Source organism: Variovorax sp. YR750 (assembly GCF_900109805.1).
GTDB lineage: Bacteria > Pseudomonadota > Gammaproteobacteria > Burkholderiales > Burkholderiaceae_C > Variovorax > Variovorax gossypii.
This window is the reverse complement of record NZ_FOBJ01000004.1, coordinates 394,754-416,472: the sequence shown is the minus strand read 5'-3', so window position 1 is coordinate 416,472 and position 21,719 is coordinate 394,754. Positions and strand designations below refer to the sequence as shown.

Annotated in this window: 23 protein-coding genes; 16 read left to right on the top strand and 7 right to left on the bottom strand. The window is 69.6% G+C overall.

The genetic code is table 11. The features are described 5' to 3' along the window. Positions 1-3: 3 nt before the first annotated feature. On the bottom strand, positions 4-840 hold the full coding sequence (locus tag BMY35_RS11135) for a segregation and condensation protein A (protein WP_093198174.1): 837 nt from the start codon (positions 838-840) through the stop codon (positions 4-6). 79 nt (positions 841-919) lie between these two features. Beyond that, positions 920-1,126: a DUF3460 family protein gene (locus tag BMY35_RS11130; protein ID WP_093058036.1), complete on the bottom strand. Its 207-nt coding sequence runs from the start codon at positions 1,124-1,126 to the stop codon at positions 920-922. 70 nt (positions 1,127-1,196) lie between these two features. Between BMY35_RS11130 and BMY35_RS11125 the strand changes: the two genes are divergently transcribed. Then, positions 1,197-1,673, top strand: coding sequence for an outer membrane protein assembly factor BamE (locus BMY35_RS11125; protein ID WP_093198171.1), 477 nt, complete (start codon positions 1,197-1,199; stop codon positions 1,671-1,673). Positions 1,674-1,681: 8 nt separating this feature from the next. Here the strand turns inward: BMY35_RS11125 and BMY35_RS11120 are convergent, their stop codons facing one another. Then, on the bottom strand, positions 1,682-3,361 hold the full coding sequence (locus BMY35_RS11120; protein WP_093198169.1) for a SulP family inorganic anion transporter: 1,680 nt from the start codon (positions 3,359-3,361) through the stop codon (positions 1,682-1,684). A gap of 36 nt (positions 3,362-3,397) precedes the next feature. Continuing rightward, entirely contained in the window at positions 3,398-4,288 is an 891-nt protein-coding gene (locus BMY35_RS11115) for a LysR substrate-binding domain-containing protein (RefSeq protein WP_093198166.1), read from the bottom strand. A gap of 124 nt (positions 4,289-4,412) precedes the next feature. Between BMY35_RS11115 and BMY35_RS11110 the strand changes: the two genes are divergently transcribed. From BMY35_RS11110 to BMY35_RS11085, 7 genes are all read left to right on the top strand, one after another. Then, entirely contained in the window at positions 4,413-5,420 is a 1,008-nt protein-coding gene (locus BMY35_RS11110) for a Bug family tripartite tricarboxylate transporter substrate binding protein (RefSeq protein ID WP_256228299.1), read from the top strand. A 10-nt stretch (positions 5,421-5,430) separates the two neighbouring features. After that, positions 5,431-6,252, top strand: a complete 822-nt coding sequence (locus BMY35_RS11105) for an alpha/beta fold hydrolase (RefSeq protein ID WP_093198164.1) — start codon at positions 5,431-5,433, stop codon at positions 6,250-6,252. Between the two features lie 10 nt (positions 6,253-6,262). Further along, positions 6,263-7,708, top strand: a complete 1,446-nt coding sequence (locus BMY35_RS11100; protein WP_093198161.1) for an FAD-dependent oxidoreductase — start codon at positions 6,263-6,265, stop codon at positions 7,706-7,708. Further along, positions 7,705-8,523 (top strand): sugar phosphate isomerase/epimerase family protein, encoded by an 819-nt coding sequence (locus BMY35_RS38275; protein ID WP_170217157.1) that lies wholly within the window; start codon positions 7,705-7,707, stop codon positions 8,521-8,523. The genes BMY35_RS11100 and BMY35_RS38275 overlap by 4 nt, the downstream gene beginning before the upstream one ends. Then, on the top strand, positions 8,510-9,346 hold the full coding sequence (locus BMY35_RS11095; RefSeq protein ID WP_177213609.1) for a shikimate dehydrogenase family protein: 837 nt from the start codon (positions 8,510-8,512) through the stop codon (positions 9,344-9,346). The genes BMY35_RS38275 and BMY35_RS11095 overlap by 14 nt, the downstream gene beginning before the upstream one ends. After that, positions 9,343-10,245, top strand: a complete 903-nt coding sequence (locus tag BMY35_RS11090) for an alpha/beta fold hydrolase (RefSeq protein WP_093198156.1) — start codon at positions 9,343-9,345, stop codon at positions 10,243-10,245. The genes BMY35_RS11095 and BMY35_RS11090 overlap by 4 nt, the downstream gene beginning before the upstream one ends. A 111-nt stretch (positions 10,246-10,356) precedes the next feature. Next, a complete protein-coding gene (locus BMY35_RS11085) occupies positions 10,357-12,072 on the top strand; it encodes an enoyl-CoA hydratase-related protein (protein ID WP_093198154.1) in 1,716 nt (571 codons plus the stop codon). 14 nt (positions 12,073-12,086) lie between these two features. Here the strand turns inward: BMY35_RS11085 and BMY35_RS11080 are convergent, their stop codons facing one another. Beyond that, positions 12,087-12,293 carry a hypothetical protein gene (locus tag BMY35_RS11080; RefSeq protein WP_093198151.1) on the bottom strand — a complete coding sequence of 69 codons (207 nt, stop codon included), beginning with the start codon at positions 12,291-12,293 and terminating at the stop codon, positions 12,087-12,089. A 23-nt stretch (positions 12,294-12,316) separates the two neighbouring features. Further along, positions 12,317-14,431 (bottom strand): methionine--tRNA ligase, encoded by a 2,115-nt coding sequence (gene metG, locus BMY35_RS11075; RefSeq protein ID WP_093198149.1) that lies wholly within the window; start codon positions 14,429-14,431, stop codon positions 12,317-12,319. Between the two features lie 91 nt (positions 14,432-14,522). Here metG and BMY35_RS11070 point away from each other — a divergent pair, with 91 nt between their 5' ends. The 6 genes from BMY35_RS11070 to BMY35_RS11045 all read left to right on the top strand — a co-directional run bounded on the left by BMY35_RS11070 (position 14,523) and on the right by BMY35_RS11045 (position 18,758). Next, positions 14,523-15,164 carry an LbetaH domain-containing protein gene (locus BMY35_RS11070; protein ID WP_093198146.1) on the top strand — a complete coding sequence of 214 codons (642 nt, stop codon included), beginning with the start codon at positions 14,523-14,525 and terminating at the stop codon, positions 15,162-15,164. A gap of 88 nt (positions 15,165-15,252) precedes the next feature. Then, positions 15,253-16,287 carry an isocitrate/isopropylmalate dehydrogenase family protein gene (locus BMY35_RS11065; RefSeq protein WP_093198144.1) on the top strand — a complete coding sequence of 345 codons (1,035 nt, stop codon included), beginning with the start codon at positions 15,253-15,255 and terminating at the stop codon, positions 16,285-16,287. Positions 16,288-16,313: 26 nt separating this feature from the next. Then, positions 16,314-17,024, top strand: coding sequence for a phosphodiester glycosidase family protein (locus tag BMY35_RS11060; RefSeq protein WP_093198141.1), 711 nt, complete (start codon positions 16,314-16,316; stop codon positions 17,022-17,024). Between the two features lie 22 nt (positions 17,025-17,046). Next, on the top strand, positions 17,047-17,739 hold the full coding sequence (locus tag BMY35_RS11055) for a YceH family protein (protein WP_093198138.1): 693 nt from the start codon (positions 17,047-17,049) through the stop codon (positions 17,737-17,739). Positions 17,740-17,788: 49 nt separating this feature from the next. Further along, on the top strand, positions 17,789-18,148 hold the full coding sequence (locus BMY35_RS11050) for a hypothetical protein (protein WP_143080671.1): 360 nt from the start codon (positions 17,789-17,791) through the stop codon (positions 18,146-18,148). Positions 18,149-18,263: 115 nt separating this feature from the next. After that, the gene (locus tag BMY35_RS11045; protein WP_093198132.1) at positions 18,264-18,758 is read left to right on the top strand and encodes a hypothetical protein; all 495 of its coding nucleotides are present in this window, start codon (positions 18,264-18,266) and stop codon (positions 18,756-18,758) included. On the opposite strand, the gene BMY35_RS11040 is transcribed toward BMY35_RS11045, so the two are convergent. Beyond that, positions 18,727-19,197 (bottom strand): Lrp/AsnC family transcriptional regulator, encoded by a 471-nt coding sequence (locus tag BMY35_RS11040; protein ID WP_093198129.1) that lies wholly within the window; start codon positions 19,195-19,197, stop codon positions 18,727-18,729. The genes BMY35_RS11045 and BMY35_RS11040 overlap by 32 nt on opposite strands. An 87-nt stretch (positions 19,198-19,284) precedes the next feature. Here BMY35_RS11040 and BMY35_RS11035 point away from each other — a divergent pair, with 87 nt between their 5' ends. Both BMY35_RS11035 and BMY35_RS11030 read left to right on the top strand, forming a co-directional pair. Beyond that, positions 19,285-20,472, top strand: a complete 1,188-nt coding sequence (locus BMY35_RS11035; protein ID WP_093198127.1) for a M20 aminoacylase family protein — start codon at positions 19,285-19,287, stop codon at positions 20,470-20,472. A 17-nt stretch (positions 20,473-20,489) separates the two neighbouring features. Continuing rightward, positions 20,490-21,716 (top strand): diaminopropionate ammonia-lyase, encoded by a 1,227-nt coding sequence (locus BMY35_RS11030; protein ID WP_093198124.1) that lies wholly within the window; start codon positions 20,490-20,492, stop codon positions 21,714-21,716. Positions 21,717-21,719: the final 3 nt, after the last annotated feature.

Sequence of the window (21,719 nt, the reverse complement as noted above, 5' to 3'; positions counted from 1 at the left end):
GGGTCAGGCAGGTGAGTAAGCCAGCCGGACGTAGATGGGGGCGAAGGCTTCCGCCTGCGTGATTTCGATCAGCGTCTCCTTCGCGAGCTCCAGCATCGCGATGAAGGTGACGATCAGCACCGGCACGCCGCGCGACACGTCGAAGAGCTTCTCGAACTCGACGAAGCGCTGCCCCTGCAGGTGGCGCAGCACGATGCTCATGTGCTCGCGCACGTTGAGTTCCTCGCGCGAGATCTTGTGGTGCTGCACGAGCTTGGCGCGCTTCATGATGTCGGCCCAGGCGTCGCGCAGCTCGATCACGTCCACGTCGGGAAAGCGCGGCTTCAGCGACTGCTCGATGTAGACCTGCGCCTTCCAGAAGTCGCGGCCGTACTGCGGCATGGCGCTGATGGCGGCGGCCTGCAGCTTGGTCTGCTCGTACTCGAGCAGGCGGCGCACGAGCTCGGCGCGCGGGTCTTCCGCCTCTTCGCCGTCGGCCACCTTCTTGGGCGGCAGCAGCATGCGCGACTTGATCTCGATCAGCATCGCGGCCATCAGCAGGTACTCGGCCGCGAGTTCGAGGTTCGTCTGGCGGATCTCGTCGACGTAGCTCAGGTACTGCCGCGTGAGCCCCGCCATCGGGATGTCGAGGATGTTGAAGTTCTGCTTGCGGATCAGGTAGAGCAGCAGGTCCAGCGGGCCTTCGAAGGCCTCCAGGAACACCTGCAGCGCCTCGGGCGGGATGTACAGGTCCTTCGGCATCGCGAAGAGCGGCTCTCCATAGAGCCTCGCGAGCGCGACCTGGTCGACCACCTCGGGCATGTCGACCACCAGCGTGCCGTTGTCCTCGTCGCCGTTCATCGGGTCGATGCTACTTTTTCAATAGCGGCCGACGCAGTGCGGACGGGGGTGTGCTGCCAATTCGGCATCGGGGAAGGGCTTACTTGGCCTGGGTCTGGTAGACGTACGGCTGCATCGGCACGCGGGCTTCGCTGTACTCCTCGAGCAGGCTGCGGTCGAGGTGCTTGTCCCAGAGCAGGGCGCGGCCGGCGCGCTGTTCGGCCTCCAGCGTCGGCTTCTTTTCCTTCATCTCCTCGATGAAGTTCGTGATCTCGGAGGTGTAGTGGGGGCGGCGGAAGATGGACATAGACTGGACCTTTGTTGGCGCGAATTTTACCGGGGACGGCATGAAGCGAATTCAGGGTTGGCGGATCGGCATGGTTACGGGGTGTCTGGCGGCGGCGATCGGGCTCGCCGCCTGCGACCCGAAGAACATCAGCGAGCTGGAGGAAGGCGTGTCCACCGAGGCCGACGTCCGCGCGCGCTTCGGCGAGCCCGAGAACATCTGGGACGCCCCCGGACGCGGCCGCGTGTTCGAGTACAACCGCCAGCCCGCGGGCCAGAAGAACTACATGATCACCATCGGCCCCGACGGCAAGATGAGCGCGTTGCGCCAGGTGCTCACGCCCGAGAACTTCGCGAAGGTTCAGCCCGGCATGATGATGGAAGACCTGCGCAAGATGCTCGGCAAGCCCGCCAAGGTGACGCCCTATGCGCTCAGGCGCGAGACCGAATGGGAATGGCGCTGGGTGCAGCCGCCCAACTCCGCCATGGTCTTCACCGCCACGCTGAACGACGACCAGCGCGTGGTGCGCAGCGGCTCCTCGCCCGACCGAGGCACCGAGGCCCCGTAACGCTGCAGCTACCCGCCGTGGGACGCGCCGGGCCTGCCCGTCGTCAGTTCCTCGGCAAAGCCCGATCGCTCCAGCACCTCCAGGGGCTGCGGCTGCAGCGACTCGATGCGAAGCACCCCGTCGCGTGCCAGCACCGCCCGGTGCAGCTGCCGCAGGGCGTCGACGCCGGTGGCGTCGATGTAGATCAGGTGCGTGGCGTCCAGCACCAGCGTCATGCCGCGCGGTGCGCGCTCGGCGGCATTCACCGTCTCGTCGAGCTTGGCCGCCGCGCCGAAGAACAGCGCACCGTAGAGCCGGTAGGTGAGCACCGGCGGCTGCAGCGTGACCAGCTCGACCTCGAAGAGCCCGCTCATGCGCCGGATGAAGAGCGCGCAGGCCAGCACGATGCCCACCTGCACCGCCACCGTCAGGTCGAACACCACCGTGAGGAAGAAGGTGCCCAGCATCAGCAGCCGGTAGTGGCGGCTGAAGTGCCGCAGCTGCGTGGGCGTGAACTCGCGCCATTCGCCCATGTTCAGGCCCACGAACACCAGGATGCCCGCCAGCACCGCGAGCGGCACGTGGCGCGCCAGCGGCGCTGCCAGCAGCACCACGACCAGCAGCGTCAGCGCATGCACCATGCCCGCGACCGGCGAGCTGCCGCCCGAGCGGATGTTGGTCACGGTGCGCGCGATGGTGCCCGTGGCCGGCATGCCGCCGAAGAAAGGCGTGACCACGTTCGCGATGCCCTGCGCCATCAGCTCCTGGTTGGGGTCGTGGCGCGGCTGGCCGCTGATCTGGTCGGACACGCGCGCGCACAGCAGCGACTCGATGGCGCCGAGCAGCGCGATGGTCAGCGTCGGCGTCACGAGCTGCTTGACCGTCTCCCACGAGAAATCGGGCAGCGCGAAAGCCGGCACGCCCTCGGGAATGCCGCCGAAGCGCGTGCCGATGGTTTCCACCGGCAGCTCGAAGCCCCATGACACCAGCGTGAGCGTGACCAGCGCCACGATGGGGCCCGGCATGCGTGCGCCCACCTGCACGGCCCGCATGCGCGCCACCGGGCCCACGAGGCGCAGCACCGCGCTGCCCACCTTCGAGTTCTCGCGCAGCAGCAGCGGCCACAGCAGCAACCCGCCCACGCAGGCGATGCCCAGCGCGAAGGCATACGGGTTGAAGGTGCCGATCTGCAGCGCCATCGCATGCAGCTGCGAGAACACGTCGGCCGGCATCTTCGCCACCGTCAGCCCGAGCAGGTCTTTCAACTGCGACAGCAGGATCAGCACCGCGATGCCGTTGGTGAAGCCCACCACGATCGACAGCGGCACGAAGCGCACCAGCCGCCCCAGCCCGAACAGCCCCGCCAGGAACAGCAGCACGCCCGCGCAGGCGGTGGCGATCAGCAGGTTCGCCACGCCATAGCGCTCGACGATGCCGTAGACGATCACGATGAACGCGCCCGCCGGCCCGCCGATCTGCACCGCCGAGCCGCCCAGCAGCGAGATCAGGAAGCCCGCGATGATCGCCGTCCAGATGCCAGCCTCGGGCTTGAGCCCCGAGGCGATGGCGAAGGCCATGGCCAGCGGCAGCGCAACGATGCCCACCGTGGCGCCCGCGCCCAGGTCCTTGAAGAAGCGCTCGCGGTCGTACCCCGCGAGCGCGTCCAGCAGGCGCGGACGGAAGCGGGTGAGGTTCAGCGGGGAGTGCATGGAGCGCTCATTCTGGACTGGCCTCGAGCGCCCGGGCTACTTGCGCAGCTTGTGGATGAGGAACGCCTCCAGCAGTTCCACCGCCTTGCGCCCCGGCAGCGGCGCCGTGGCGAGCCACACCTCGGAGTCGGGCAGCGAGGGCATGCCCTCCTTCGCGCCCAGGATCTTCAGCCGCTTCGAGATGGTGGCCTCGCGGAACACGCCCACCGCGATGCCCGCGCGCACCGCCGCCTCGAGCCCGGTGACGCTGGTGCTGGTGTAGGCGATGCGCCACGGAATGCCCGCGCGGTCCAGCGCGCGCGTGGCCCAGTCGCGCAGCATCGCGCCCTCGGGGTTCAGCGCCAGCGGCAGCGGCCGCTGCAGGTGCGTGGTCGACGAGGCGGTGGAGGCCCAGACGATGCGCGACTTCGTCAGCCGCAGCCCTTCGCCCGAGCCCACCGCGCCCACGCCGATCACCATGTCGTAGCGCGAGCCCAGCTCCGCATGCATGGCCGACGACACGCCGTGGTGCAGCTCCACGTGGATGCGCGGATGCTGCCTGCAGAACTCCGCGATGAGCACCGGCAGCACGCGCGTGGCGTAGTGCTCGATGGAGCCGATGCGGATGCTGCCCGACACCTCCTGCCTGTCGACGTCGTGGAAGAGCTGGTCGTTCAGGCCCAGCATCTGGCGCGCCAGCGGCAGCAGCTGCAGGCCCTCGGGCGTGGGCGCGAGCTGGCGCGTGTCGCGCGCCACCAGCTGCACGCCGAGCTGCTCCTCGAGCCGGCGCAGCTGCATGCTCACCGCCGACTGCGTGCGCGACAGCGCCTTGGCGGCGGTGGTGAAGCTGCCGATGCGCACCACCGTGTCGAACACGCGCAGCAGGTCGATGTCCACCGTGTGGCTGCGGGGGGCGACGTGGGCGGGGCGGATGTTCCTTGCGGGCATGGGTGTCTTCCGGGAGGGCTTCAGGTCATCAAGGAACGTGATGGAAGAGATAAGAAACCATCACGTTTTGCGCTGGATTGTGGGCCAAGAATCCGGCTCACGACAACGCAAACGGAGACAAGACATGCCCTATCCGATGGTTTTCATCCCGCGACGGCGGCGCCTGCTGCAGGGCGCGCTGGCCGCTTCGGTCGCGCCGGTGCTGGCCTTTCCGGCACGGGCCGCCGCGCCCTGGCCGCAGAAGGCCGTGCGGCTGGTCGTCGGCTTCCCGCCGGGTTCGTCGCCCGACGCGCTGGCACGCGCCGTGGCCGATCCGCTGGCGCAGGCGCTGGGCCAGCCGGTCATCGTCGAGAACAAGGTCGGCGCGGCCGGCACCATCGGCGTCAACGCGGTGGCGAAGGCCACCGACGGCCACACCATCGGCCTCACCGGCAACGGCCCGCTCACCACCGCGAAGGCGCTCAACCCCGCCACGCCCTACGACGTGGCGCACGACCTGCGCCCCATCTCGCTGGTGGCCAGCAGCCCCTTCGTGCTGGCCGGCAGCACCGACATGCCCGCCACCGACCTGCGCGGCCTGCTGGCCCACGCCAGGGCGCAGGGCGACCGCCTGAGCTACGGCTCGGTCGGGCCCGGCTCGGGCTCGCACCTGGCGATGGAGCTGCTGAAGACGCTCACCGGCATCCAGGCCGTGCACGTGCCGTTCCCAGGCTTCCCGCAGGTGGCGACGGCGCTGATGGGCAAGCAGATCGACCTGTCGTTCATGATCCCGTCGATCGCCGCGCCGCAGGCGAAGAACGGGCGGCTGCGCATGTACGGCGTGAGCACCGCCGCGCCCTTCGCCGCCTTCGCCGAGGTGCCGCCGATCCAGCCCGCGCTGGGCGCCGGCAAGGCCTTCGACGTGGCGTCGTGGAACGCCGTCTTCGGCCCGGCGGGCATGCCGCAGCCGGTGGCGCAGCGGCTGTCAGACGAGATCGCGCGCATCCTGAAGGCGCCCGACATGCGCCAGCGCCTGTTCGACCAGGGCTGGCAGGCGCTCGGCACCGCGCCCGACGCGCTGGCCCGCAAGATCGTCGACGACACGGCGATGTGGGGCGACGTCATCAGGCGCACCGGCGCGCGCAGCGAGTAGGCGGCCCGGCATGAAGCGCAGGAACCTCTTCGCAGGTGTCGCGGGTGCGGCGGGCATCGCCGCAGCCGGGCTCGTCCCGTCGTCGCAAGCGGCCGGCCGGCCCTCGACCTTCGTGCTCGTGCACGGCGCGTGGCACGGCGGCTGGTGCTGGTCGCGCGTGGCATCGCGGCTGCGCGCCGCCGGCCACACGGTGTTCACGCCCACGCTCACCGGGCTGGGCGAGCGCCGGCACCTCATCTCGCCGCAGGTCAACCTCGACACGCACATCGACGACGTCGTCAACCTGCTGCAGTTCGAGGAGCTCGAGCGCGTGGTGCTGGTCGGCCACAGCTACGCGGGCATCGTGATCTCCGGCGTGGCCGACCGCGCCGCGGCGCGCCTGCGCCAGCTGGTGTTTCTCGATTCGCTGCTGCTCGATTCCGGCAAGAGCCTGTTCTCCGACTTTCCGCCGGCGGTGGTGGAGCAGCGCCTGAAGGCCATCCGCGACACCGGCGGCGGCGTGGGCGCGGCAGCCGCCCTGCCGCCCGCCGCCTTCGGCGTGAAGGACCCGGCCGACGCGGCCTGGGTCGCGCGCAATCTCACGCCGCAGCCCGTGGGCACCTACCTGCAGCCGCTGCTGCTGAAGGCCCCGCAGGGCAACGGCCTGCCGAAGACCTACATCGAGTGCACCGGCGATCCCATCGCCACGCTCGAACCCACAAAGGCGCGCGTGCGCGCCGACGCCGGCTGGCAGCTGCGCATGCTGGCCACCGGCCATGACGCGATGGTCACGGCGCCCGGGCCGCTGGCCGAGCTGCTGGCCGAACTCGCCGCATCCACTTCATCCACCTGAAAGCTCCACGATGGGAACCCTGACCCCCGAAGAACGCCATTTCTTCCGCTCCGACGTCAACGCGCGCGACAGCGAACGCAAGCAGCGCCAGCCGCAAGGCCACATCACCGAGCCGGCGCGCCAGGTGCCGGTGCACGAGCGCTGCGACGTGCTGGTGCTCGGCGGCGGGCCGTCGGGCGTGGCGGCCGCGGTCGCGGCAGCGCGCAGCGGCGCGCGCGTGGTGCTGCTGGAGCGCTACAACCACCTGGGCGGCCTTTCCACCGGCGGGCTGGTGATCTGGATCGACCGCATGACCGACTGGTCGGGCCGGCACGTCATCCACGGCCTTGCAGCCGAGTTCATGGAGCGCCTGGGCCGCGACGCCGTGGCCGGCCCGCCGCGCGAGGACTGGGGCTCGCGCGACACCGCGAAGGCCGACTACTGGTCGCTGCGCACCGCCGCGTTCCACGGCGTGGTCACGCATTCGCCCACCATCGACCCCGAGATGCTCAAGGGCGTGTACCACCAGATGGTGCGCGAGGCCGGCGTCGACCTGATCCTGCACGGCTGGATGGTCGCGCCCATCGCCGAAGAAGGGCGCGTGAAGGGTGCTGTGTTCGAGAGCAAGCAAGGCCGCCGCGCCATTCTTGCCAGCGTGGTGGTCGACACCACGGGCGAGGGCGATCTCTACGCGGCGGCGGGCGCGGCGTTCTCGTCGGACATCGACGCGCACGACATCCACCACTGCATCAACACCTCGTGGCTGTTCGCGGGCGTGGACATGCGGCGCTGGCTGGACTTCCGCGCGCACGAGCCGCAGGCCTACTCTGCATTCCTGGCGCGCGGGCGCGAGACGCTGGGCAGCTTCGAGAAGCCCAGCGTCTCGTGGCGCGACGACGTGGCCACCTTCCTCGGGCCGCGCAAGTCGGGCTTCAGCGCGCTCGACGTGGACGAGATGACGCAGGTCGAGTGGGAGTCGCGCAAGAGCATGGCCGAGCACCTGGCCTTCTACCGAGCGCATGCGCCGGGCTTCGAGAACGCCTGGCACATGCTCATGGCGCCGCAGATCGGCACGCGCCACGGCCGCCGGCTGGTGGGCGTGAAGAGCGTGCGGCGCGGCGCGTGGGACGCGGGCGCGGTGGAGGCCGACGAGGTGGGCATCAGCCCGAGCCCGTCGCCGAAGTTTCCGAACATCTCCGTGCCCTACGGCGCGCTGGTGCCCGAGAAGCTCGACGGCGTGCTCGCGGCGGGCAAGCACATCTCGTGCGACACCAACTCGCACGGCTTCATGCGCGAGATTCCTCAGTGCTGGCTGACGGGGCAGGCGGCCGGCACGGCGGCGGCGCTCGCGGCCGACGCGGGCGTGCTGCCGCGCGACGTGGACGTCAGGCGGCTGCAGGCGCTGTTGACGGCACAGGGTGTGCCCCTGAGGCAGGCTGCGGCCGAAACGCCGCGGGCGCACACTGCCGAGGCATGAACTTCCGCCTGTCGCTCGCCCACCTCGGGATGCTCGACGCCGCGCCGCCCCGGCTGGTGGAGGCCGCGCACGCGGCGGGCTTCGCGGGCGTCGGCATCCGCCTGAACCCCGCGCGCCTTGGCGAAGCGCCGTTCCCGATGGCCGTGGGCGGCGAGATGCTGCGGGAGACCTCGGCGCGCCTGCGCGACCTGGGGCTGCGCGTGCACGACGTGGAGATCGTGCGCATCGGGCCCGGTTTCGACGCGGCGCCGCTCGCGGGCGTGCTCGAATCGGCCGAGGCGCTGGGCGCGCGCTGCCTCATGGTCAACGTGGACGACAGCGACGCCGCGCGCGCGGGCGACAGCCTCGCGGCGCTGGCCGAACGCGCGCGGCCGCACGGGCTCGCGCTCGGCGTGGAATTCATGATCTACACGGCCGCGCGCTCGCTGCGGGCGGCGCAGCAGCTCGTGGCCGCGTCGAGAAGCGACACGGCGCGCGTGGTGATCGACGCGCTGCATTTCTTCCGCGCCGGCTGCGTGCCCGACGACATGCAAGGCACGCACATCGACCGGTACTTCATGCAGATCAACGACGCGCCCGCCCGGCGCCATCCGGGCCTGTCGCCCGGGGAAGAGGGGCGGGCGCACCGGCTCTTTCCCGGCGAGGGCGAACTGCCGGTGCATCGCCTGCTCATGCATCTCGCGCCCGATGCGCTGCTGTCGGTCGAGGCCCCCAGCGCGATCCGCATGGCCACGCTCGATCCGCATGCGCGCGCCGCCGCGGCCTTCCGCACCACCACCGAATTCCTTCACAGAAACGGCCATGCCCATGCCTGACGACATCCTCCCCGACACCGCCCTCGACTGGAGCGGCCTGAAGCTCGACGGCAGGACCGCCGTGCTCGGCATCATCGGCGACCCCGTCGCGCAGGTGAAGGCGCCGCTGCCGCTCACCAGGCTGCTGCAGCGGCGCGGCATCAACGCGGTGCTCGTGCCGCTGCATGTGCGGGCGGCCGACGTGGCGCCGCTGCTGCAGACGCTGCTCGCGGTGCGCAACGTGGCGGGCGTGGTCGTCACCGTGCCGCACAAGCAGCTCGTGGCCGGCCTGCCCATCGACACGCTGCGCGCCGCGCGCGAGGCGCGGGCGGTGAACGTCGTCCGCCGCAAGGGCGATGCGTGGCAGGGCGACCTGCTCGACGGCGCGGGCTTTGTCTCGGGGCTCGTGCGCAACGGCTTCGACGTGAAGGGCCGCAGCGTGGGGCTCGCGGGCGCGGGTGGCGCGGGCAACGCCATCGCCTTCGCGCTGGCCGCAGCCGGCGCGGCGCGCATCGACGTGCGCGATGCCGACGACGCGAAACGCGCGGACCTCGTCGATCGGCTGCGCGCGCTGGGCCATGCCGCGGGCGACTGGGACGCCGCGAGCCCGCGCGACCTGCTCGTCAACGCCACGCCGGCCGGCATGCGCGATGGCGATCCGCTGCCCATCGCGCCATCGGCGATCCGCGCCGGCCAGACCGTGGCCGACGTCATCATGGAGCCGCACACCACGCCGCTTCTCGCGCTGGCCCAGCGCCAGGGCGCGCGCATCGTGCATGGCCGCCACATGATGGACGAGCAGCTGGAGCGCATGGCCGACTTCTTCGCCGAGGCCCTGCAATGAGCCGCGCGCCGTTCTTCCCCGGCTTCGCGGTGCACGACGTGCTGCTGGGCGATGCCGTCATTCACGCCGAAGTCGGCGGCAGCGGACCCCCGCTGCTGTTGCTGCACGGCTATCCGCAGACGCACGTGGCCTGGCATCGCATTGCGCCGACGCTGGCCCGGCATTTCACCGTGGTCGCGCCCGACCTGCGCGGCTATGGCGACAGCACCGGCCCGGCCGGAGACCCGCTGCACGTCAACCACAGCAAGCGCACGCTGGCGGCCGACAAGCTCGCGCTGATGCGTGCCCTGGGCTTCACCCGCTTCGCCGTCATGGGCCACGACCGCGGCGCGCGCGTGGGCTACCGGCTGTGCCTTGATTCGCCGGAGGCGGTGAACTGCTTCGTCTCGCTCACCGTGGTGCCGACCGAGGAAATGTGGAAGCGCGCCGGCATGGCCTTCGGGCTCAAGGCCTTCCACTGGTACCTGTTCGCGCAGCCCTTCGACCTGCCCGAGCGCATGCTGCGCGCCGACCCGGCCTACTACCTCGACTGGGCGCTGCGCAACGCGGTGCAGAAGGTCGATGCCGTCACGCCGCAGGCGCTGGCCGAATACCACCGCGCCTTTGCAAAGGAGTCGGTGCGCCACGCGATCGTGGAGGACTACCGGGCCGCAGCCTCCATCGACCTGCAGCACGACCGCGACGACCTTGCCGCGGGGCGCCGCATCGCGTGTCCGGTGCAGGTGCTGTGGAGCGCCTCGAACACCGCGAAGCCCGATCCGCTCGAGATCTGGAAGACCTGGGCGGACGAGGTCGAAGGCGGGACCATCGATTGCGGCCACCAGATGGCGGAAGAGGCACCCGACGAGGTGCTGGCGCGGGTTCTGCCGTTCCTGCTGCGGCACGCCCGGTCAGCCTGATCGGCCTGATCGCTGAAGGAAAACTTTTGGTCGACTTATTCAAAACAAAGGATGCAGATACATTTTTGACATTCATTGACATTTCGTCACCGACATTACCGGGGCCGTCAGATGCACATCCTGCTTGTCGCGAGCGCGTTCAACAGCCTGACGCAACGGGTGCTGGCGGAACTGCAGGATCGGGGCCACACCGTCGGCGTGGTGCTGGCCCTCGGCAATGACGACGAAATGCGTGAAGCCGTGCGGGCGCAGGCGCCCCAGCTCATCGTGGCGCCGATGCTCACCAGCGCGATTCCAGAGGACATCTGGCGCGCCCACACCTGCCTGATCGTGCATCCCGGCCCGCCGGGCGACCGGGGCCCCTCGTCGCTCGACTGGACGCTGCAGGGCGGCGCCGAAAGCTGGGGCGTCACCGTGCTCGAGGCCGTGGCCGAGATGGACGCGGGCGATGTCTGGGCGTGGTCGCCGCTGAAGGTGCCCCCGCACGCCGGCAAGAGCGACCTCTATCGCGGCGAGGTGGCCGATGCGGCGGTCGACGCGGTGCTGCTCGCGGTGGAGCGCTTCGCCTCGGGCAGGCACAAGCCGCAGAAGCAGGAGCCCGCGGCGCTGGCCGCCGGCTGGCGGCCCTTCATGAAGCAGGCCCGGCGGCGCATCGACTGGACTTCCGACACCGCCGAGGCGATCCTGCGCCAGCTGCGCGCGGCCGATTCGCAGCCCGGCGTGCTCGACGAACTGCTGGGCGCGCAGTGGTACCTGCACGGCGGCCATCCCGAGGACGAGCTGCGCGGCGACAAGCCCGGCGAGCTGATCGCCACCCGCGCCGGCGCCACCTGCCGCGCCACCGTCGACGGCGCGGTGTGGATCCGACAGCTGAGGCCCTGGCGCGAGCCCGGTTCGAGGTTGCCCAGCTACAAACTGCCTGCCACCGAGGCGCTCGGCGAGCTGCTGCCTTCCACGGTGCCCGAGGTACCGGCACCACTGGAGCTGCCGGCCGGGCGCCGTACCTTTTCCGACATCCGCTACAGCGAGCAGGGCGCCGTTGGCGTGCTGAACTTCTCCTTTCCCGGCGGCGCGATGAGCACCGCCCAGTGCCGGCGGCTGCTGGAGGCCTACCGCTTCGCCTGCACGCGAGAGACATCGGTGCTGGTGCTGGGCGGCATGCGCGACTTCTTCTCCAACGGCATCCATCTCAACGTGATCGAGGCGGCCGAAGACCCGGCCGAGGAATCGTGGGCCAACATCCACGCGATGAACGATCTGGTCGAGGCCGTGCTGGGCACCACCGACCGGCTCACCGTGTCGGCGCTGGGCGGCAACGCTGCGGCCGGCGGCGTGATGCTCGCGCTGGCGGCCGACGAGGTCTGGTGCCGCGACGGCGCCGTGCTCAACCCGCACTACAAGCTGATGGGACTGCACGGCTCGGAGTACTGGACCTACATCCTCCCGCGCCGCGTGGGCGAGAGCGAGGCGCTGCGGCTCACGCAGTCGGCGCTGCCGGTGAGCGCGAAGCGCGCGGTCGAACTCGGGATGGCGGAGCGCGTGCTGCGGGCCGCGCCGGAGGAATTGGGCGACGAGGTGGCCCGGCTCGCCGCCGAGCTGGCCGCTTCGCCCGACTTCGCCGAACGTGTCGCGCGGAAGAAGGCGATCCGCGAGCAGGACGAATCGCTGAAGCCGCTGCAGCGCTACCGCGACGAGGAACTGGCGCACATGCGCCGCAACTTCTTCGACGCCCGCGAGCCGCACGCGGGGCTCAGGTCTGCCTTCGTGCGAAAGGAAAGGGCGTCGCACACGCCGCCGCACATAGCCCGCCTGGGCCTGGCGGACTGAGCTGCGCGAGAGCCTTACTGGCTGTCGGGAATCACCGCGTCGGCCGCCGCGCCCACGGCCTTGCCCGTGATGCGCGCGGTGCCGATGGCCGCATCCGCCGCCAGCCCGACCGCGCCGGCTCCCACGCTCACCGCCGTGCTGGCCACCGTCACCACCGCGCAGCCGCCGAGCAGAGTCGAAAGCGAGGCGAGCAGAAAGGCGCGGCGCAGCAGGGTGGTCATGGCAGTTTCTTTTTCGAAGTCGATCAGCGAACGCGCATGCCCGGCGTAGCGCCCGGCCAGGGTTCGAGCACGTGGATGCCGGGGTGGGCCTTCTCGTCGCCGTGGCTGGCGGCCAGCACCATGCCTTCGCTCACGCCGAACTTCATCTTGCGCGGCGCGAGGTTGGCGACCAGCACCGTGAGCTTGCCCACGAGCTGCTCGGGCTGGTAGGCCGAGGCGATGCCGCTGAACACGTTGCGCAGAACTGGACTCCCCTGCGGGTCGGTGCCTTCACCGGCGTCGAGCGTCAGGCGCAGCAGCTTGGTCGAGCCCTCGACCTTCTCGCAGGCCACGATTTTGGCGATGCGCAGATCGATCTTCGCGAAGTCGTCGATGGTGATGGTCGGCGCGATGGCTTCGCCGCCCGGCAGTTCCTGAGGCTGTGCGGCCACGGGGGCTGCGGCAGGTTCCGGAGCGTCGAACAGCTTGTCGACCAGCTTGGCGTCGGCGCGCTGCATCAGGTGCTTGTACTCACCGATGGCGTGGCCGACGGGCAGCGGCTGCGCGGCATCGGCCCAGCTCAGCGGCTGGATGTTCAGGAAGGCCTCGACGTTCAGCGCCAGCGCCGGCAGCACCGGCTTCAGGTACAGCGTGAGCAGGCGGAAGGCCTCGATGCACACGGTGCACACGTCGTGCAGGCGCGCCTCGGCGCCTTCCTTCTTGGCCAGTTCCCAGGGCTTGTTCTGGTCGACGTACTCGTTGACCTTGTCGGCCAGCGCCATCACCTCGCGCAGCGCGCGGGCGTAGTCGCGGCCGTCGTAGAGCGAATGCAGCTGCGACGCCGCGTCGCGCAGCGTGAACAGCAGCGCGTCGCCGTCGGCCGACACCTCGCCCAGCTTGCCGCCGAAGCGCTTGCCGATGAAGCCCGCCGCGCGGCTGGCGATGTTGATGTACTTGCCCACGAGGTCGCTGTTGACGCGAGCGACGAAGTCCTCGGGGTTGAAGTCGATGTCCTCGTTGCGGCCGTTGAGCTTGGCGGCGATGTAGTAGCGCAGCCATTCGGGGTCGAGCCCGATCGACAGGTACTTGAGCGGGTCGATGCCGGTGCCGCGGCTCTTGCTCATCTTCTCGCCGCTCACCGTCAGGTGGCCGTGCACGTACACGGCGTCGGGCGCCTTGCGGCCGCTGAAGTGCAGCATGGCGGGCCAGAACAGCGTGTGGAAGGTGATGATGTCCTTGCCGATGAAGTGCACCTGCTCCAGGTCGGGGTCGGCCATGTACTCGGTGTACGAGATGCCGTCGCCGCCGAGCTCGATGCAGCGCTTGTCCAGCAGGTTCTTCAGCGAGGCCAGGTAGCCCACGGGGGCGTCGAGCCACACGTAGAAGTACTTGCCCGGCGCATCGGGGATCTCGATGCCGAAGTAGGGTGCGTCGCGGCTGATGTCCCAGTCGCCGAGGCCGCCCTTGCCCTCGTCGTCCTTGTAGAGCCACTCGCGGATCTTGTTCTGCACCTCGGGCTGCACGTGGCCGGCGGCGGCGGTCCATTCCTTCAGGTAGGCCTCGCAGCGCGGGTCCGAGAGCTTGAAGAAGAAGTGCTCCGAGCTGCGCAGTTCGGGCTTGGCGCCCGACAGGGCCGAGTAGGGGTTGATCAGCTCGGTGGGCGCGTACACGGCGCCGCACACCTCGCAGTTGTCGCCGTACTGGTCTTTCGAATGGCAGTTGGGGCACTCGCCCTTGATGAAGCGGTCGGCCAGGAACATGCCCTTTTCGGGGTCGTAGAACTGCTCGACGCTCTTGGTGCTGATGAGGCCGTTGGCGCGCAGGTCGCGGTAGATGTCCTGCGCCAGCTGGTGGTTCTCGGGCGCGTCGGTCGAGTGCCAGTTGTCGAAGGAGATGTAGTAGCCGTCGAGGTACGGCTTGCGACCGGCCGCGATCTCGGCCACGAAGGCTTGCGGCGTCACGCCGGCCTTGTCGGCCGCGATGGTGATGGCCGCGCCGTGGGCGTCGTCGGCGCACACGAAGTTGACGTCGGCGCCGTTCATTCGCTGGTTCCGCACCCAGATGTCGGCCTGGATGTATTCCATCATGTGGCCGATGTGAAACTTGCCGTTGGCATACGGCAGGGCGGTGGTGACGAAGAGCTTGCGCGGGGCGGACATCGGGGAGGGCGCTTTCGGAGTGGCTGACGGGGAGAACCGGGCATTTTAGGTTGCGGCGTCCCGGGGCGGGTCTGGTGGCAGCATCGACCCCATGACGCACGCCATCGAACTTGCCGCTTACATCGCCGGATTCGCCGGGTCTCCGCTTGCGCCATGGGGTGCCTCGCCGCCGTGGGAACTGCCGCCGCAAGCCCCGGAAATCGTGCGCCGGCTGCTGGCTGGGCTGCCCGTTGGCGACTATGCCGTCGATGGTGAAGTGGCCATTCACCGCAGCGCCAGGGTCGAGCCGGGCGCGGTGCTCAAGGGGCCGCTGATCCTCGGTCCGGGCTGTTTCGTGGCCGCAGGGGCCTACCTGCGCGGCGGCAACTGGGTCGACGCCCGCTGCAGCATCGGGCCGGGCGTGGAGCTGAAATCGTCCTTCGTCTTCGAGGGCACGGCGCTCGCACACTTCAACTTCGTCGGCGACTCGGTCATCGGCGCGGGCGTCAATATGGAAGCCGGCAGCATCGTCTGCAACCACCGCAACGAGCGCGCGGACAAGCAGGTCTTCGTGCGCGGCGGCGAGGGCGGGGCGCTGCAGGGCACGGGGTGCGAGAAATTCGGGGCGCTGGTCGGCGACGGGGTGCGGATCGGGGCCAATGCAGTGATCGCTCCCGGGGCGCTGCTTGCGCCGGGCCGCGTCGTGGGCCGGCTGGCGCTGGTGGACGACGAACTGGCGCAGAAGGTGGCCTGAGCGTGGGGGCACTCGGCGGCGGGCTGTCGCGCGGGCGACGTATGCTCCAGCCCCCCGATCCAGAAAAGCTGAAAGCGAGACGCAGCCGATGACCACCACTTCCATTCCCGCAACCTTGATCCCCGGCGACGGCATCGGCCCCGAAATCGTCGACGCCACGCTGGCCGCGCTCGATGCGCTGAAGGCTCCCTTCGTCTGGGACACGCAGATCGCCGGCCTGGGCGGCGTCAAGGCTTCGGGCGATCCGCTGCCGCAGGCCACGCTCGACAGCATCCGCAAGACCCGGCTGGCCCTGAAGGGGCCGCTGGAGACCCCCTCGGGCGGCGGGTACCGCTCGTCGAACGTGCGGCTGCGCGAGGAATTCCAGCTGTACGCCAACCTGCGCCCCGCGCGCACCATCATTCCCGGCGGCCGATTCGACAAGATCGACCTGGTGGTCGTTCGCGAGAACCTCGAGGGCCTCTACATCGGCCACGAGCACTACGTGCCCATCGACGGCGATCCGCACGCCGTGGCCATGGCCACCGGCATCAACACCCGCCAGGGTAGCCGCCGCCTGCTCGAATACGCCTTCGAAACCGCCATCGCCACCGGCCGCAAGAAGGTCACGCTGGTGCACAAGGCCAACATCATGAAGGCGCTCACCGGCATCTTCCTGGAGACCGGCCTAGACCTCTACGAGAAGAAGTACAAGGGCAAATTCGAGCTCGACACGGTCATCATCGACGCCTGCGCGATGAAGCTGGTGCTCAACCCCTGGCAGTTCGACATGCTGGTCACCACCAACCTGTTCGGCGACATCCTGTCCGACCTCGTGGCCGGCCTGGTCGGCGGCCTGGGCATGGCGCCCGGCGCCAACATCGGCACCGACGCCGCGATCTTCGAGGCCGTGCACGGCTCCGCGCCCGACATCGCCGGCAAGGGCATCGCCAACCCCACCGCGCTGCTGCTGGCTGCCGCACTCATGCTCGACCACGTGAAGCTGCCCGAACTGGCCACGCGCCTGCGTACCGCCATCGACGAGACGCTGAACATCGACAAGGTGCGCACCGGCGACCTGGGCGGCACGGCGGGCACCGAGGCGTTCACGAAGGCGCTGGTCAGCCGCATCAACGGCGGCTGAACCCGGCGGGGGCTTGCGGGCGCCGCATGAGAAGAAGGCTTGCGCTGCTCCTGGGAGCCCTGCTGTTCGCGGGCCTGGCTGGTCTTGCCGCGGCCGGCCAGCGCTTCACCGTGGTGAAGATCGACCTGCGCAAGGAACGGCTCGAGCTGTTCCTGCGCGACGACGCAGGCGCGCCGTTCAAGCGCTTCGACCGGCTCGATGCCTGGTTGAAGGAGCGTGGCCGCCAGCTGGGCTTCGCGATGAACGCCGGCATGTACCACGAGGACTTCTCCCCGGTCGGCCTGCTGGTGCGCGGCGGCCGCGAGGAGTCGCCGCTCAACCTGGCTGACGGCGCGGGCAACTTCTTCCTCAAGCCCAATGGCGTGTTCCTCGTGTCGGACGCAGGGCCGCGCGTGGTCGAGTCGTCGGAGTACCCGGCGCTGGCGAAGGGCGTGCGGCTGGCGACCCAGTCGGGCCCGCTGCTGCTGCGCCGCGGCGTCGTGCATCCGGCCTTCATTCCCCATTCCGATTCGCGCAAGATCCGCAACGGCGTCGGCGTGATCGGCCACACCGCGATCTTCGTCATCAGCGAAGTACCGGTGAATTTCCACGAGTTCGCGCTCTACTTCCGCGACGTGCTCCACTGCCGCGACGCGCTGTACCTCGACGGCACGGTGTCGGCGCTGCATTCGCCGTCGCTGCACAGAAGCGATTTCGTGCGGGAGCTGGGGCCTATCCTCGGCGTCGCGTCGCCCTGAGTTTCATCATCGATTTCGAGCCATGTCTTCCACCACCTCGCTGCCCGTCCTGTCCCTTGTCGAAACCCGTGTGCTCGGCGTGCTCGCCGAAAAGCAGCGCACCGTGCCCGACAGTTATCCGCTCACGCTCAATTCGCTGGTGTCGGGCTGCAACCAGAAGACCAGCCGCAACCCCGTGCTCGAGCTCACCGAGTCGCAGGTGCAGGCGGCCATTGACAGCCTCAGGGGCTACAGCCTCGTGGCCGAGACCAGCGGCGGGCGGGCCTTCCGCTACGAGCACAACGTCGATCGCGTGCTGCGCATTCCGTCGCAGTCGGTGATCCTGCTCACCGTGCTGATGCTGCGCGGCCCGCAGACGGCGGGCGAGCTGCGCATCGCCTGCGACCGCATGCACAACTTCGCCGACATCTCGTCGGTCGAGGGGTTTCTCAACGAGCTTGCGGAACGGCCAGCGGGCGCGTTGGTGGTGAAGCTGGCGCGCCTGCCGGGCGCGCGCGAGAGCCGCTGGGCGCATCTGTTGAGCGGTGCGCCGGCCGAAGAGGTGGCCGGGCCTGCAGGTGCTTCGTCCGACGCCGCATACACGGCGAGCGACGTGTCGCTCGGCGAGGTCGCGGCGCTCAAGGCCAACGTGGCGCGGCTGGAAGCCGAGGTGGCGTCGCTGAAGGCGCTGCTGGGGCGAGTGTGTACCGAGTTGGGTATTTCCGAGGCAGGTTGACCGCCTTGAGTTGCCGGCAGGGCGTGTGTCGCTGTATCTTGCGCCGCACATGACATACACCTGCCCGCACTGCAAGGCACCCGGTATCAAGGGCTTCGCCAAGCGCTGGTCCGACCGGGCTACCCCTGCCGAATGCACTGCCTGCGGCGGCCTTTCGCATGTGCTGGCCAGCACCAGCAGCTGCATCTGGGTGGGCGGCATCGTGATCTTCATGGTCTCGCTGATCGGCGGGCTCGGGCTGCATTCGGGGCTTTTCTTCGTGAGCGGGCTGGTGCTTGCGGTGGCCTTCAACGTGTGGGCATGGAGGCGCGCGAAGATGTATCCGATCTCCAGGGAAAGCGCGGGCAATGCGGCAAAGGCCGGGTGGCTGGTCGCCGGCATCTACGCCTTCGTCGCGCTCTTCCAGTAGCGGCAGGGCCCGCGCGCGGGCTTCTTCCGTTCACCGCATTTCACACGGGCTTCACGCAGCCCGCACATCCGGTGCCTAACTTCGGTCTCCATTGCGAAAACCACTGGAGCCCCGAATGGACAACGGACACACCGTCGCGTGGCGCGACCATATGCCCTACGACGACATCACGCGGCGCGCACTCGCCTGGCTCGCCGCGCTGGCCGGCATAGCGAGCCTGTATGCCTTCTTCTGGTGGGCCGCCTCGGCCACCGGTTTCTTCCTCTTCGACGGCTGGCGCCACACCTGGCAGAGCCTGGGCACGGCGATCGTGTTCCGCGACATGGACACGGTCTACTACCTGCTGAGCTGGGTCTTCTCCGTCTTCGGCGGCCTGTATGGCTGGGTCGCGCTCGTCGGATTCGCCGCCACGCACCGGCGCGGCTGGGAGGCGGTTCCCCCGTGGATCAAGATCGGCTGCGCCTTCGGCGTGGCCGCCGGCCTGGCCTTCGAACCGGGCCGGCTGCTGGCGCTGGTGCCCATCGTCTGCGCGGTGGCGCTGCTGCTGCGCTCGATGCTGATGTCGCCGGCCGAACGGCTCAGCTCCCGGACACCGGCACGTCCAGACTGAGCTTCACCGGGTCCATGGTGACCAGCGTGCGAAAGCGCTTGACGTTGTTGCTCTGGAAGAAGAGCTGCCGCGTGAGCGCCGTGTACTGCGCCATGTCGCGCACCACGAAGACGAGGATGAAGTCCCATTCGCCGGTCACGTAGTAGCACTGCTGCACCTGCGGGCAGTCCCTGAAGCTCTTCTTCATCGCGTCGAGCAGCTCGATCTGCTCGCTTTCGGTTTCCACCTCGGCCACGATGGTCAGCGGATGGCCCAGCGCGGCCGGGGACAGCACGGCGCCGTAGCGCTGGATCACGCCCTCGTCGCGCATGCGCTTGAGCCTGCGGTTCACAGCCGCGGTCGACAGGTGCACGCGCTCGCCCAGTTCGCTCTGGGGCATGCGGCTGTCGGCCTGGATCAGTTCCAGCAGGCGGAGGTCGAGGGCGTCGAGCGGGGTCATGGATGAACGGTGGTGCGCGCAAAAACGTTGCGTCGGAGGCCCCGATTTTGCGTACCTGTCTCGCACCATTGTCAATAGCATCCCGCCATGACCCTCCAAGATGCACCCCTGCGCGACACGCTCACCGGCTGGCGCCGCGCCTTGCACGCCATTCCCGAAACCGGCTTCGAGGAGGCGAAGACATCAGCCTTCGTCACCCGCGTGCTGAAGGCGCTGGGCCTGGAGGTGCACACCGGCATTGGCGGCACCGGCCTCGTGGCCAATCTGAAGGTGGGCAGCGGCAAGGGCACGATCGGCCTGCGCGCCGAGATGGACGCGCTCAACATCACCGAGCTGCCCACCGACCGCGCCTACGCCTCGGGCACGCCCGGCAAGATGCACGCCTGCGGCCACGACGGCCACATGTCGATCATCCTCGGCGCGGCGCAGCTGCTGCGCGAGCGCCGCGACTTCGACGGCACCGTGCGCTTCATCTTCCAGCCCGCCGAGGAGCACGGCCGCGGCGCCAAGGCGATGATGGAAGACGGCCTCTTCGGGCGCTTCCCGGTCGACGAGATCTACGGCCTGCACAACATGCCGGGCATGCGTGCCGGCACCTTCGCCACGCGCGAGGGCGGCCTCATGGCCAGCGAGGACAACTTCGTGATCCACGTGAAGGGCCGCGGCACGCACGCTGCTCGGCCGCACATGGGCATCGACCCCATCGTGATCGGCGCGCAGATCGTGCTGGCGCTGCAGACCATCGTGTCGCGCACGCTCGATCCGGGCGCGCAGGCGGTGGTGTCGTGCACGGAGTTCATCACCGACGGCATCCGCAACGCGATCCCGTCGAACGTCGTCATCAAGGGCGACACGCGCAGCTACGACCCGCAGGTGCAGCGCATGCTGGCCACGCGCATGCGCGAGATCAGCGAGGGCATCTGCCGCATGCACGGCGCCGGCTGCGAGTTCAGCTACACGCACGAGTTCGCGCCCACCGTGAACTGGGCCGAGTGCGTGCCCGTAGCGGTGGCCGCCGCCACGGCCATCGTGGGCGCGGAGAACGTGGATGCGGACGTGGCGCCGATGATGATCTCGGAAGACTTCGGCGCCTTCCTGCAGGCGGTGCCTGGCGCCTTCGTGTTCCTCGGCAACGGCGCCGAGGGCGAGGCCGGCGGCACGCCGCTGCACAACGGCAGCTACGACTTCAACGACGAGGTGCTCGCCAAGGGCGCCCGTTACTTCGCGGAGATCGTCCGCATGCGCCTGCCCGCGCCGGCCGGCGCCACCAACTGATCGATCGAACGGACCCCATGATTTTCAGGAACCCCCAGGCGCGGTACCGCGCATACGACGAATCCCTGCGCGGTGTGATGAGCATCGCGCGCGGCAAGGAAAGCCGGCAATGGCTCTCGACATGGAGCCGGCTGCAGCCTGCGCCCACGCCGGCATGGTCGCTGCCGGGGCTCGCGAGTCGGCTCGGCATCGGCGGGCTGACGGTGAAGGACGAGTCGGCGCGCTCGGCGCTCGGCAGCTTCAAGGTGCTCGGCGCGCCCGTGGCGCTGCTGCGGCTGGTGCTTCGCCGCTGGCCTGAAAGCGGCTGGACGCCTGCGGACCTGCTGGCGGGCAGGCACGCTGAAGCACTGCGCGACTTCGTGGTCGTCAGCGCCACCGACGGCAACCACGGCCGCGCACTGGCTGCCGCCGCGCAGAGCATCGGCTGCCGCTGCGTGATCGTGCTGCATGCGCAGGTCAGCGAGGAGCGCGAGGCACCCATCGCGGCGCTGGGTGCCGAGATCGTGCGCATCGCCGGCAACTACGACGAATCGGTCGAAGAGGCCGCGCGGCTGGCCCGTGCCAATGGCTGGGAGGTGGTTTCCGACACCTCCTACGAGGGCTACGAGGAGGTGCCGCGCGACGTGATGCAGGGCTACGGCATCCTGGCCGATGAACTGCTCGAAGACATTCCCGCCGACGTGTCGTGCCCCTTCACCCACGTCATCGTGCAGGGCGGCGTGGGCGGGCTGGCCGCGGGCGTCGTCAGCCATTTCTGGGAGCGTTATGGCACAGCACGTCCGAACTTCATCGTCGTCGAGCCCGAACAGGCCGACTGCCTGCTGCAGAGCGCGCGTAACGGCCGCCCGAGCCGCGCGACGGGCTCGGTCGACTCGGTGATGGCGGGGCTGGCCTGCGGCGAGACATCTCCGCTCGCGTGGCGCTTCCTGCAACCCGCCGTCGACGTCTTCATGACGGTGACCGACGCGCAGGCCGAACAGGCGATGCGCGTGCTTGCGAGCGGGGAAGCGGGCGATGTGCCGGTGCTCAGCGGCGAATCGGGCGCCGCCGGCCTCGCGGCGTTGCAGGCACTGGCGGCCGACCCTTCTGCCCGCGACGCGGCACGACTGGGCGCCGATGCCCGCGTGCTGCTCATCAGCACCGAAGGCGCGACGGCGCCGGGCGTGTACCGCGCGATCACCGGGCGTTCCGGCGAAGAGGTCGTCGAGGCGCAGGCGCGGTGGCTGGCCGGCAGGCGCGCGTGACCC